Genomic DNA, 12,644 nt, shown 5'->3' with positions numbered 1-12,644 from the left:
TTTTGGACTGCGGTGGCAGAGCGAGTCTCCGAGCGGCGACACCGCTTTCGAATCACCCCGAAATTTCTAAATTCCCTTCCGTTCCCCTCGGTGAAACGGGCACCAAAGGTGACTCGAAAGCGGTGTCGCCGCTGCGCTCTGCCACCGCACTCCAAAGTTCTCACTCTTCGCCTCCTTTCTTTACGGAAAGCGTGTCCTTGAGGCTGCCACAGGTGAGCATGGCGTCGCCGTAGTAGGGATTCAGCACCTCGGGGAGCGACGAAAGCCAGTCCGCGCCCTGGTTTCCGAATGCCATCGGACAATGCACGATGTAGAGGTCGCCCAGGCGATCGATCCCATGGGCGCGCACCAGAGCGATCATCTGTTGGCTGACCGTATCGAACGCGGTGCGCCGGGACTTGAGGTCCGCAGCCCGTGCCAGCAGAGTTGACGCTTTCTTGAGCTCATCGGAATCGGGGAGCTGCGTTGCGGCAACCTCTTTCGCAAAAGCCTCACTCGCCTGCTTCGAGCTCGCTTCATCGTCGTCGGCCAGGCTTCTGGCGATGGGTAGGTAGGCGGCAACGAGTCGTTTGAGATGCTCGACGAATCTCGGATCCGTGGCTGGCGTCTCCGTCGGCTGGTAGGGCACTCCCAGGTGGCGGCCTGCCTTTTCAATGGCTCGCGCGACGATTCCGTAGGCGATCTGCGGATCCTCGTCGGCCTTCTGAAGCGCCAGATTCAGATCGACCAACAAGCGATTCGAAAACTCGTTCCAGCGCTTCAGGTCATCGGGTTGCATCGCCTCCGTGCGAATCGATTCCACCGCAGCCCGCATCGTGTTCAACTGCTCCTTCATGGCAGGCCTGTTTCCAGCTCTTGCCGCGCTCCGCAGACGGTCGAGTCCGCGAAGCAGTGGCGACCATTGACCTAACAGGTCCTCGGAAGCCTCACCGGCCGGTCGTTCCTCGAGCCCGGCGTCGTCATTCATCATCGACGGCTTTCCTTTGATTTGAAGTTCCGAGTCGAGCTTGAAGGCACCACGACTGACGACCAGCTCGCCTTCGGCAAGGCCCTCGCGGACGATGAATTCGCTTCCCACCGCCGGACCGAGAACGACCTGCCGACCTTCGAAAACCGGCGCGTCCTCCTCGGGAAGCCGCACATAGACCAAGGCCCGATCGCCGGTCTGCAGCACGGCGCTGCGCGGGATGAGCAGGGGCTCGCGGTGCTGGTCCTCTTCACCGAGAAAGCCGAGTGATTCGGCAGGCACCAGATCCATGCCGCAGATATCGCACTGCCCGGGACCGTCCTTGACGATCTCCGGATGCATCGGGCTGATCCACTTTCCGTCCAACTGCGGATCGATCACGCGCCCGCCCGCCGTCATCCGCGAGGAAACCCGCACCTTTGCGAATACGCCCGGCTTGAGCAGTCCGTCCGGGTTGTCGACGTTGACGCGCACCGACGCCACCCGGCGCATCGCGTCGAGATCCGGATCAATGAAGGCAATCCGTCCGTGAAATGTCCTGCCGGGAATCGAATCGACTGTGAACTCGAGGGTCTGGCCGTAGCGCAACCACGGCAGGTCGCTTTCGTAGGCCTCGACCTTGAGCCAGACGCTTGAGAGATCCGCGACCCGCAGAATGGCGTCACCGGTTTTGACGTAGCTCCCTTCGTTGACCACTTTCTCCACCACCACGCCGTCCTGGGGCGAATCGATCTGGAGTGTCGGGCTTGGCTCGGCCTTGTTCTCGATTCTCAAGACCTGCTCATCGCTCAGCTGGAGCAGACGAAGCCGTTCCCGTGACGACTCCAGCAATCGACGCCGCGTATCACGCACGGCCGATGATGCGGAAGCATCCAGCCGCCCGAAGGCACGATGGGCTTCGATCAGTTCCTTCTGCGCCACGAACAATTCCGGCGAGTAGATCTCCGCCAGATGATCACCCTTTCTCACACGGGCTCCGGTGAAGTCGACGAACAAGCGATCAAGCCGCCCGTCCATCCGCGCCGTCACCGAGGTAATACGACGTTCATCGTAGTCGATCCGGCCGAACAGCCGGATATCGGCCTGGGCCGGCGCCCGCCTGACGGGAGTCACCCGGATGTCGAGCAGCGCCGCCGCCTCGTCGGACACCGCGACCTCGCGCAGCCCGCCACCGCTATCGTCCTGGAGGGGAATCAGATCCATGTTGCAGATCGGACAAAGCCCCGGGTTGGGTTGGCGAATCTGCGGATGCATCGAGCAGGTCCAGACCTCGTTGCTGTCGGCCGAGTGCTCGTGACCCTCCTTCTCCGCCGGTGGCAGCCCGAACCACCAGCCGCCAAGGAAGAGGGCAAGCGGAAGGAGGAAGACGAGCCACTTTCGTGGATGCTTGAGAAAGTCAGGAAGTTTCATGGAATCATGTGCTGGAGTTGTTGATCACTTCACCCCCGCAGCAGCGCGGAGGGTGGCGGTGGCTTTGCCGATTTGGGCGCGGTTTCCAGCAAGCTGGAGGCGGTAGCCCAGCAGCCCACGCCAGGTTTCCATCAGGTCGACATAGCTGCTTTTTCCGGCGCTGTAGCCGGTGAGGGTGACGTCGTAGGCCTGCTCGGCATCGGGGATCAGGCGGGTTTCGAAAAGGGTCGCCACGTCGCGGGCGGTCTTGGCGCGGTACCAGGCGTCCTCGACCCGGTAGCGGAGGTCCGAGCGGGTCGCTGCCAGCATCGCCTCGGTTTCGGCGATGCCTTCCTGCGCCTCCCGGATCATCGCCTTGCGCGGCTCCTGCCAGAACGGCAGGGTCACGCCGATCGTCGCATACAGTTGATCGCGGCCATTCGCAACGGCCGACAAACCGGACGATGCCACCGAGGCCCCGGCGACTCCGGCAGTGAAGTCGGGATACTTTTCCAGCTCGGCGCGTTTCAGACGGTGGCGGAATGCCTGCGCCCGTTGTTCGGCGGCGGAGACCTCGGGGTGATTCGACTGCGCCGATGCCATCAGCTGATCGAGCGAGCCCGCCGAGGGAACCGGCGAGTTCACCGCACTCGGCAAACTGGCTCCGGCGGGGCGGTTGAGGAGGGAATTCAGGCGGGCCCGGGCGGTGCTCCTGAGCTGCCCGGCATTGGCCAGATCGCGGTCGATCATGGTGATCTCATTGGAGAGGCGTAGCTGATCCGCCTGGCTCGCCTGATCAGTGGAAACGCGTGCATCGACGATTTCCTGGAGCGCCTCAAGCACCGAGCGGCTCTCACGGCTGATGCTCAAAGTCTGCTCGGCCAGGTAGAGATCCCACCAGGCGGCATGCACCTGTTCGGTGAGCTTCAGCTCGAGCGCCATGATTTCGGCGCTGGCTGCCGCCGCCTCGCTTCCGGCCGCCGCCGCCGCCTCACGACGCTTTCCCGGAAAGGGAATCCGTTGCTTCACTCCACCCATGGCATCGACCCGACCAGCCGCGGTTTCGGCCATTGATCCGGCCGAGATTTCCAGCGTCGGATCCGGCAGCGCGCTCTCCTGAGGTGCCTTCTGGGCGAGCCTATCCGCGCGGTGTCTCGCCGCCGAGATCGAGGGATGGTGCTGGACCGCCAATCGCGCGAGTTGCTCGGGGCTCGAGGCGCCTGAGACCGAGTAGTTAACGGCGGCCGAGGGCGGCGGGGTGCTAAGCGTGGGCTCTTTTCCCGCACCGCTGCCACCGCCATCCGTACTACAGGAAAGCGGCAGGCAGACCAGCAGGAGGACCGGCAGGCTGCGTCGGAATCGACTCATGGCGTGAGGAAAATTTTGCCCCGGGAAGTCCCAAGGGGTTCCCGGGGCGGGGTGCTTACTTCTCGAGTTTGCTCAAGTACTTGGCCGGGTCCTTTTTGAACTTCGGCAGACAGCTGTCGCAGCAGAATCGAACCTCCTGGCCCTCATGCTGGATCACGACGGGATCCCCCATCGAACCGAGTTCCTCACCCGACACGACACAGACATCGAGCGGGTAGGTGGACGCAACCGCTTCAGGAGCGGCTGCTTCGGTCGAAGCGCTTTCCTGCGGTTTGCAGGAGCTGAACACGAGGGCGATTGAGCTAAGAATATAGATACTTTTCATAATATTGAGATTGGTTTGTTTGAATGGATACGGGGGTGCCTCTCTGCCAAGAAAGATGGCCGGGCACGAAGCTGCGGATTTAGTACGCAGAACAACCGCACGTCCGAAGGGGACGCCGGAAAATCACAAATGCCGTGGCTTCAAATGAGCCAACGGGAATAGATCGCCAGTCGAAGTCGGGGCGGATCACAACCGGTGTGCGGCGTGCCAGCCATCGGCTTACGCAACTCCGCAGGATAGGCAAGATAGCCTAAATCCTGAACAGCCGGTACCAGGGCTATCGCCGTGTCGGCCGGCATATCGGAGCTCTTTGCTTCGTCTCGCGGTTGCTTGCTGCTGCAATCGCAAACTCGCGATGAATCGCTGGGCCTGCCATCCTCATCATCCTGAGTGACGCAGCACGTTGCCGCCGAAACGACTTCATTTGTCCCCATCGTGCAGCAGCACAATGGTGCCGCCACCATGATGGCCAAAAGAATCGCTAAAATGGACCGAACTGGATTCAACGTCAGTAAGAGTAACACCCCCGAGCGCTATTCCCAGAGAAACTTCACGAGCCCCCTTGAAGCCTGACCAGTCAGAGCTCGCAGGCTCGCGCACCCATAGCCCAAAAAGACCGCGGTCGAGGGCATGTTGGACCAGCACGCAACACACGAAAAACCCGCATCATGGCTTCATGATGCGGGTGAAATTCCACGAGATTTTCCTCGTAGGGAATCGGTTGGATGGATCAGCGGACGGCCGCATCCCGGCGCTTGAGGTAGGTGAGGTATTCCTCGTAGCTGACGTTGCCGTCCTTGTTTGAATCAGCCTCGTCGAAGGAGACCGTAAAGTTCTCCACCACCAGCGGATTGGATTGAGCATCTGCAAGGGTGATCTTGCCGTTCCCGGACTTGTTCAACTTGCGGAACCCTTCTTCAGTGCCACCCGATGCCTTGAACTCCTCCAGGTCGACCACTCCGTCGCCATTGGTATCGAACATCTTGAACGCATCTCCGACAATCAGGTCCGCCGCTTCCTGACGGTTGACCAGATTGTTGCTATCCTTGTCGGCCATCTTGAATTTTGTCGATGTCGATGGATTGGTGGTCGAGGCGCAGCTGGCCAGCAAGACGGCAGGGAAAAGAAGGTTAAGCGATTTCATCTCTGAGGATTGCTAGTCAAAGAAAACGGCCCCGTCGATGAAGAATTCAGCCCGTCGAGTGATTCTCCAGGGATGGCTTCTCGATCACCTGATAGCTCGGATCGCAGCCGTCCGGACATAATTCCCACCCCCGCCCCTGGCCTCGGTTTCGAAGCACCTGAAACAGGCCTTCTTCGACGCGTTGCCGACCCATTTTTCACTGATTCAGAAGCCACGCGATCACCAGCACCTGAGGAGTCGTCAGCAGAGGCAAAGCGAAGGTCGCTTTCCACGATTTGGTCGTCTCGCGCAGCACCATGATCTCGGTGTAGTCGGTCGCCGCACCCGCCATCAGGAAAGTGAAGGCATTTCCTGGTGCTGCGGCTCGTGTCAGCAGGTCGGCGGCGATGGGGCTCGATCCTTCCGAACAGACCTCGATCACCGTCGCGGCCAGCAGGGTCAGCAGCAGCCCGACCATGCTCGGTCCGAAGAACTGGGTGAAAATGTCATCCGGCACGAAGGCGCGGATCGCTCCAGCCAGGACGATGCCAAAGAAGATCCAGCGCAGGATCATCTTCGATTCGCTCAAGCCTTCCTTGGCGATCTTCTTTACGTTCACACCCGTCGGCTTCACATGCTGCCATGCCTCCCTGACCGCCGGTCCGACCTGATAGTCCGCCGGCAGATCGCAGCTGTTAGGGTTCGCCGGCAGTGCTCCACGTCTGACCATCATGTCCGCCACCCAGCCGGCAATGATTCCGATCACCATCGACAGCGCCACGAAGCCCAGGGTCCATTTCCAGCCGATCAGGCCGATCAGGATCAAGGTGAGCGAGAGGGAGTTCCATGGGCTCGAAACAAGAAAGGCAATTGTCTGACCGAGTGAGGCTCCCTTCTTATAAAGCTGCATTCCCACCATCAGGATGCCGTGATTGCACAAGTCGAGCAGCGTCCCTGCAAGGGTGGCCCGCAGGATTCCCTTCATCGTGCCGCCGCGACCTAACAGGCTCGCGACCAGCTCCTTCGGCACCTGTCCGATCACCCCCACCGCCAGAATGCCTAACAGCAAACCCCACCAGGCCTTGCTCATCAGCTCATAGCTGCCGTGGGAAAAGGTCAGCCACCACTCCGGGCCGGTCCCTACGAAGTGCCCGACGATTCCGCCGACGACCAAGGCCATCGAAACCCATAGCAGCCAATCGATGCTTCCCTTGGAAGACCCGCAGCAGGATTCCTCTTCTTTCGCTTCCGAGGAACAACACGGACTCTTCGGCTTTTCCTGAGGCTTCCCACCGCAGCAGGACTTCTTCTCGGGCTCCGGCTCCTTTTTCCCACAGCAATCACTCATGACAATTTCCTCCGATAGAGTTTGATCAGCTCCCCCATTCGCCTCTCCAGCTCGGCCGGATCCTTCGCCGCTTCCTGCACGCAGTGGCACACGTGGTCCTCCAGCAGCTTCCCTTCCAGGGCCCTCAGGGCCGCATGCACGGCCGACACCATGTTCAGAATCTCCACACAATCCCGGTCCTCCTCGATCATCCGACCCACTCCCTGCACTTGCCCGACAATCCGATTCACCCGGTTGGTCAAGGGAGACTTCAACTTGTCATCGCGCTTCATGCCGATACCCATAGGGGGTATTTAACCCAATGTCAAATGGTGGAACTCAGGCAGAGGAAATCGTTCCGTCCCTCATCTATGAGCTTGTGGGGAGGTCCCCCGTTGTGCGATTCGAGTGAGTCGTCACGAACGACATAACCAATGAAACATATTCAGGCTCTGCCTCTCTTCTTGATCCTCATGCTCACCGCTTGCAAAGAAGAGGAAAGCGGCTCACCCGGCGACTCAGGCACCATCACTCCTGGTCACGCCGGTCCTGTGGAACACATCGATGCCGCCGAACGTCTCGCGGCCACCAACCTCGAGACCTCCAGAGACCCCATCGACAAGGAGATCAAGGTCTTCAAGGCGGAAGTCCGTGGCGCCTTTGACGAAGAACGCTTCGAGGAACTCGACAAGCAAGCCAGCGAACAGCGCACATCGAGACCTGTCTTCGACAACGGTTCGGAGAAGCTCTTCCAATTTTACGAGGGCCTCTCAAACCGATTCCACACCGGCGAAGACGGCCACCTTACCGACTTTGCGAAGTATGAAAGGTGGCTCAAAAAGCATCCCGATTCCCTCGCGGCCCACATCGGACTTGCCGACCTGTGGGTCGACTACGCTTGGTTCGCGCGCGGCAGCGGCTACGCCGACACCGTCAGCGATGCCCAGTGGCAGGCGTTCCGCCAACGCCTCGAACAGGCCGGCGAAACCCTCGGCAAAGCGGCCAAGCTTCCCGAGAGCGACCCCTACTGGTACTGCGTCGCCCTTACCGTAGGACTCGGTCAGGGATGGTCCGCCGATGTCTTCAATCAGGTCACCTCCGAAGGAAACAAACTCGCTCCGACCTTCTGGTCGATCGACAACAAGCGGGCCCACACGCTTCTTCCCCGCTGGTTCGGTGAAGAGGGTGACTGGGAAGCCTATGCCGACAAGGTCTCCAAGCGCAAAGACGGCCTCGGTGCCGAAGCCTACGCCCGGATCGTCATGCAACTCTCCACCTTCTATGCTGATGTTTTCCGTGACTCCGATGCCTCATGGGAGATCACCCGCGAAGGGCTCCTCATCCTTCGGAAAAAGTATCCGAAATCCATCTATATTCACAACTGCCTCGCCTACTACGCCGTGCTCGGACGCGACCGGGATCTCGCCAAGGCAACCTTTGAAGAACTCGGCGACGAATACGACGAGGAAGTTTGGGAAGAACCGGAACGCTATGTGCATTTCCGGACCTGGGCGCAGACAGGAAAGTGGTAATCGACAACTGTCTTCACCCCTGTCCCGTGCTCTCAAGCGGAGCCGGGACAGACTGCATAACTCGCCTTCCCCCGTGCGTTTTGCATGGCCATTGTCGGAAAGACTCCCTGCACGCCCCTAAACTGCGGCTACTGGCGGTGGCATCCGCATTGCTGACCATATGAGCGAAACCCAAGCTCATCATGTCGGTGATTATCGAACGAATTCAAACGGAAGGCATTGCTGAGCTCTCGTATCTCATTGGTGATGATTCGAGGGGCACGGCGGCCGTGATCGATCCACGCGCTGACGTCGATGTCTACATCGATCTCGCCCGAAAGAACGAGCTCTGCATCAGCCACATTTTTGAAACTCACATCCATGCCGACCTCATCAGTGGTGCGCGTGAACTCGCCGCGCGCTCCGGCAGCGCGAAAATCCACGCCAGCATTGAGGGTGATGCGGACTATGGATTTGATGTTGCAGGCGTCCGCGACGGCGATCGGTTTGACTTCGGCGATGTCATATTGACCGCCCGCCACACTCCGGGACACACGCCGGAACACCTATCTTACGAAGCTGCGGAAAAGGGCAAGGACCGGCCTTTCGCCGTGTTCACCGGCGACTCGCTGTTCGTCAACTCCGCTGGCAGACCCGACCTGTTAGGCAAGGATGCCGATAAGCTCGCCTCGCAACTTTACGACACCTTATTCGACTACTTCGCCAAGCTCGATGACGGGGTGATCATTCATCCATCTCATGGAGCAGGATCTCCCTGTGGAGCCGCAATCGGAGACCGCCTTGAAAGCACCATTGGTTACGAGAAACGTTTCAATCCGTATTTTCAGAAAACGGACCGGGACGAATTCATCGAACATGCCCTTGGGACGGCGCCCCCCGAACCGACCTACTACAAACGGATGAAGAAGGTGAATGCCGAGGGACCTGAGGTGCTTGGACACCTGCCTCGACTCCGGGCTCTAACACTCGAGGATTTCAAGCAGGAGCTTGAGACCGGCAAATCCATCCTCATCGACACAAGAGATGCTCTGGCCTTCGGCGGGGGTCATATGGAAGGAGCCCTCAATATCGGAGCTTCTCCGATGCTCACGGTTTGGGCTGGCTGGCTGCTTGACCCGGATCAGGACATCCTGCTGGTGCTCAGCAAGGATGCGGATGCCGAAACCCTCAGTCGTTATTTCCAACGCTCCGGCTACACCCGCTTTGCCGGGTATCTCGTCGGCGGGATCGCGAGTTGGGAAAAGGCCGGTTTGCCTCTCTCCTTCGTGCCGCAAATGACCGTTCACGAAGTCGACAGCTGCTCGGATGACGTTCAAGTGATCGACGTCCGCTCGCCTTCCGAATGGGAAAGTGGGCATATCCCCTGTGCCAATCATCTTTTTCTCCCGGAGATCCCGGAGAAATGCGCGCGTTTCGACCGCGAGCGTCCGGCGCTGACCTACTGCGCCTCCGGTTATCGGGCCAGCCTCGCTGCCAGCCTGCTTCTGAAACAGGGATTTACCGACGTGCGGACCATGCCCGGAAGTTGGTCCGCCTGGCAATCCGCCGGCCTCCCAACTTCATTATAATCCATTTTCACCACAGAAACGCAAAACCCCATCAGAACCATGAAAGGATCCACCCAAGTCAGCCCCAAGCTCAGCATCGGCGCGCAGCCGGCACCTGAAGACCTGCATCAAATCGCCACCAGCGGTTTTAAAAGTGTCGTCAACCTGCGCACCGAGGATGAAGAAGACCAGCAACTCACGCCTGCCGAAGAGGGCAGTCAGGTCCGGGAACTTGGCCTCGAATACCGCCACATTCCCGTCTCACCCAAAGCCCTCAACGACGAGACAGTCGATCGCTTCCGAGCGGAGCTCAGCGAACTCCCGACGCCCATCCTGATTCACTGCGCCTCCGGCAAACGCGCGGGTGCCCTGACAACCATCTACTTTGCCATCGATAAAGGCCTCACCGGTGATGAGGCGCTCTCCTTCGCCGAGAACGAGTTCGACTTCTCCTGCGACAACGAAGAGATGCGTGACTTCGTCCGCGACAGCATCGACGCGCGGCGCTGAACGAACTGCCCCACCAAGTCCGGTGGGGCGAGTTGCCGTTCAGGGGCCCTAGAAGACGCTTAGGCCCGCAATTCCTCGAAGACCTTGTGGGAGAAGTAACGTTCCATCCGGTCCGGAAAGACGGTCACCACGTTGGCGTCGGGACCGAGCTCGGCCGCGACCTTGAGCGCAGCCGCGAGATTTAGCCCCGAGCTCGGACCGACAGGAAATCCCATCGCCCAGAGTTGGCGGGTCAGCCTCAGGCATTCACCGTCGCCAATCTCCACCTCACTGAGCTTGTCACAACTCCAGCTCGAGTAGATTTCGCTAATCCCATCCACCACCCCCGGCACCTCGGCGCTGAAGCGCAAACTACAGCACTCCGCATTGGCACTGAAGAGCTCGCTCGTCCGGGGAATCGCCGCATGGGCCGAAACCCCACAGTCCGCCTCGACAAACGCTTCGTAGAGTCCCCGCAGGGTGCCGCCCGTGCCCACCCCGCTGACCACCGCATCGACGCAACCGCCCGGAATCTGGCTCAGGACCTCCGGGCCGGTGAAAAGCCGATGCGCTTCGGTGTTGTCGCGATTCGCGAACTGCCGACCGAAAAACCATCCCATTTCCTCGCACACCACCCGGGCGTGCTCCAACACCTCCGCCATGGTCCCGCGAACCCGGCACACTTTCCCCCCGTAGGCCCGAATCATCAGCTCGCGCTCCGAAGTCGCGCTCTCTGGAATGAATGCGGTGAACGACAAACCCATCTGACTGCATGCCAGCGCAAAGGCGATACTCGTCGACCCGCTGGATGCCTCGGCCACCGCGCCGCCACAGCGCAGCTCTCTGCGACGCCAAGCCTTTTCGAGAATATGCCGTGCGATGCGGTCCTTCGTCGAGCCGCTTGGATTGAGAAACTCCAGCTTGCACCAGACCTTGGGGGACCCTTCGGACACGACCACCGGAATGAGCGGCGTTCGGGTCACCTGGTGGAGGTAGCGGTTCTGTTCCGGAAGAATGGCCGTTACGTTCATTTCCTGAGTTTCGGGGAAAGCTTCATGTTCCATCCAACTAGCAGTTTCCACGCCCCATGCGCAGCAGATCTCTCCGCCACCCATCATCAGCGTCACGCGACTCGAATCGTCGGTTCATCCGTCCGGAAAAGCTCGCGGGCTCTGCCGATCCTGCCCGTCGCTCTGCCGTCCAGTGCGGAACCGTCAAGCTGATGGCCGATCTGCCGGGCGATCCCCCGTTTGGAAAGTTCTCGCCCTTCCGTCCTTGAAATCCAAGCCGTCCTGCCTTTCCCTCCGCCCACCTTATGGCTGAACATCATACCGTCGACCTCACGACGCTGGACACCGGATCGCTCAAGAAGCGTCTGACCCAGCTCGGGAGGTATCTTTGACTTGCCCGCACTGGAACGCGAAATCGCCACCATCGAGGAGGCCATGGGCGCACCGGATTTCTGGGATAACCAGAACCGCGCCCGCGACATGAATACCAAGGTCGCCTCGCTCAAAAAGAAACTCGAAACCTTTCAAGGCCTCGAAAGCAAACTCGAAGACGTCCTCAGCGGCATCGAGCTGGCCAAGGAATTCGACGATGAAGACTCCGCCCGGGAAGCCTTCGCGCAGGCCAAACAGCTCGACAAGGACATCAGCAGCTTCGAGCTCGTCACCCTGCTCAACCGCCCGAACGACGAAGCCAACTGCTACCTCGTCATCCAAGCCGGAGCCGGCGGCACCGAGGCCTGCGACTGGGCACAAATGCTCCACCGCATGTATACGCGCTGGGCGGAAAGCAAGGGCTTCACCTGGGAGACGATCGACTACGAAGATGGGGATGGCGCCGGACTGCGCTCCGCCACCGTCAAGATCAACGGCGAAAACGCCTACGGCTTCCTCAAGAACGAACGCGGCGTCCACCGTCTCGTGCGCATCTCACCTTTCGACTCCGCAGGAAAACGCCACACGTCCTTTTGTTCGATCGATGCCACTCCCGAAGTGAACGACGAAATCAAGATCGAGATCGCCGATAAGGACGTCGAGATCAGTACCATGCGTTCCGGCGGCAAGGGCGGCCAGAACGTCAACAAGGTGGAGACCGGCGTGTTGCTGCGCCACCTTCCCTCCGGCATCCTGATCAAATCCACCGCCTCCCGAACCCAAGGCGCGAACAAGGAACTCGCCTTCCAGATCCTCAAGGCCAAGCTGATGCAGATCGAGGAAGACAAGCGCGCTGCCGTTGCCGAGCAGGCCTACGGGGAAAAGGGCGAAATCGGCTGGGGAAGCCAGATCCGCTCCTACGTTTTCCAGCCCTACCAGAAGGTCCTTGACCTCCGCACCGGCGAGGAAAGCGGCAGCATCCAGAACGTCATGGACGGCGACATCGACGCCTTCATCGAAGCCAAGATGCGCGGCAAGGTCCGCGTCAAAGGCGCCAAGGACGAGGAGGATTAAGGACGAGAGGAGAGCCACTCACTGAGCGTCCATCTGAGCCAAGCCTGATGACATCTCGACATCCTTCCTTAACTGGCTAGAGTAGAGGGGTGGAACGCACTGTCCTCAAAAGGCCTCTGGA

The 12,644-nt window shown here is 60.1% G+C and carries 12 protein-coding genes; 5 read left to right on the top strand and 7 right to left on the bottom strand.

Annotated elements, in window-relative coordinates:
- Window positions 1-160: 160 nt before the first annotated feature.
- From ACFQY0_RS10040 to ACFQY0_RS10015, 6 genes are all read right to left on the bottom strand, one after another.
- Entirely contained in the window at window positions 161-2,377 is a 2,217-nt protein-coding gene (locus ACFQY0_RS10040; protein WP_379711866.1) for a heavy metal-binding domain-containing protein, read from the bottom strand.
- A gap of 24 nt (window positions 2,378-2,401) precedes the next feature.
- A complete protein-coding gene (locus ACFQY0_RS10035; RefSeq protein WP_379711864.1) occupies window positions 2,402-3,724 on the bottom strand; it encodes a TolC family protein in 1,323 nt (440 codons plus the stop codon).
- A gap of 55 nt (window positions 3,725-3,779) precedes the next feature.
- Window positions 3,780-4,049: a hypothetical protein gene (locus ACFQY0_RS10030; RefSeq protein WP_379711862.1), complete on the bottom strand. Its 270-nt coding sequence runs from the start codon at window positions 4,047-4,049 to the stop codon at window positions 3,780-3,782.
- A gap of 730 nt (window positions 4,050-4,779) precedes the next feature.
- Complete coding sequence (locus tag ACFQY0_RS10025; RefSeq protein ID WP_379711860.1) at window positions 4,780-5,193, bottom strand: EF-hand domain-containing protein; 414 nt, start codon at window positions 5,191-5,193, stop codon at window positions 4,780-4,782.
- A gap of 196 nt (window positions 5,194-5,389) precedes the next feature.
- On the bottom strand, window positions 5,390-6,520 hold the full coding sequence (locus ACFQY0_RS10020; protein WP_379711858.1) for a permease: 1,131 nt from the start codon (window positions 6,518-6,520) through the stop codon (window positions 5,390-5,392).
- Window positions 6,517-6,792, bottom strand: coding sequence for a metal-sensitive transcriptional regulator (locus ACFQY0_RS10015; protein ID WP_379711856.1), 276 nt, complete (start codon window positions 6,790-6,792; stop codon window positions 6,517-6,519). The genes ACFQY0_RS10020 and ACFQY0_RS10015 overlap by 4 nt, the downstream gene beginning before the upstream one ends.
- A 141-nt stretch (window positions 6,793-6,933) precedes the next feature.
- On the opposite strand from ACFQY0_RS10015, the gene ACFQY0_RS10010 reads away from it, so the two are divergent.
- The 3 genes from ACFQY0_RS10010 (at window position 6,934) to ACFQY0_RS10000 (ending at window position 10,088) form a co-directional block, all read left to right on the top strand.
- Window positions 6,934-8,031: a DUF4034 domain-containing protein gene (locus ACFQY0_RS10010; protein WP_379711854.1), complete on the top strand. Its 1,098-nt coding sequence runs from the start codon at window positions 6,934-6,936 to the stop codon at window positions 8,029-8,031.
- Window positions 8,032-8,213: 182 nt separating this feature from the next.
- Window positions 8,214-9,599 (top strand): MBL fold metallo-hydrolase, encoded by a 1,386-nt coding sequence (locus ACFQY0_RS10005; protein WP_379711852.1) that lies wholly within the window; start codon window positions 8,214-8,216, stop codon window positions 9,597-9,599.
- A 39-nt stretch (window positions 9,600-9,638) separates the two neighbouring features.
- Window positions 9,639-10,088 carry a protein tyrosine phosphatase family protein gene (locus ACFQY0_RS10000; protein ID WP_379711850.1) on the top strand — a complete coding sequence of 150 codons (450 nt, stop codon included), beginning with the start codon at window positions 9,639-9,641 and terminating at the stop codon, window positions 10,086-10,088.
- 59 nt (window positions 10,089-10,147) lie between these two features.
- Here ACFQY0_RS10000 and ACFQY0_RS09995 read toward each other — a convergent pair whose 3' ends face one another.
- Window positions 10,148-11,098, bottom strand: a complete 951-nt coding sequence (locus tag ACFQY0_RS09995; RefSeq protein ID WP_379711848.1) for a PLP-dependent cysteine synthase family protein — start codon at window positions 11,096-11,098, stop codon at window positions 10,148-10,150.
- A 56-nt stretch (window positions 11,099-11,154) separates the two neighbouring features.
- On the opposite strand from ACFQY0_RS09995, the gene ACFQY0_RS09990 reads away from it, so the two are divergent.
- Both ACFQY0_RS09990 and prfB read left to right on the top strand, forming a co-directional pair.
- On the top strand, window positions 11,155-11,346 hold the full coding sequence (locus ACFQY0_RS09990) for a hypothetical protein (RefSeq protein ID WP_379711846.1): 192 nt from the start codon (window positions 11,155-11,157) through the stop codon (window positions 11,344-11,346).
- A 36-nt stretch (window positions 11,347-11,382) separates the two neighbouring features.
- Window positions 11,383-12,523 (top strand): peptide chain release factor 2 gene (gene prfB / locus ACFQY0_RS09985; protein ID WP_379711844.1). Its coding sequence is split into 2 segments (ribosomal slippage): window positions 11,383-11,460 and window positions 11,462-12,523, totalling 1,140 coding nucleotides; the frame shifts between segments, so codons are not numbered across the junction.
- The last annotated feature ends 121 nt before the right edge of the window (window positions 12,524-12,644 follow it).

Origin of the sequence: Haloferula chungangensis (assembly GCF_042664875.1) — a bacterium.
Classification (GTDB): Bacteria; Verrucomicrobiota; Verrucomicrobiia; order Verrucomicrobiales; family Akkermansiaceae; genus Haloferula; species Haloferula chungangensis.
This window is presented reverse-complemented; position numbering and strand designations above follow the sequence as displayed.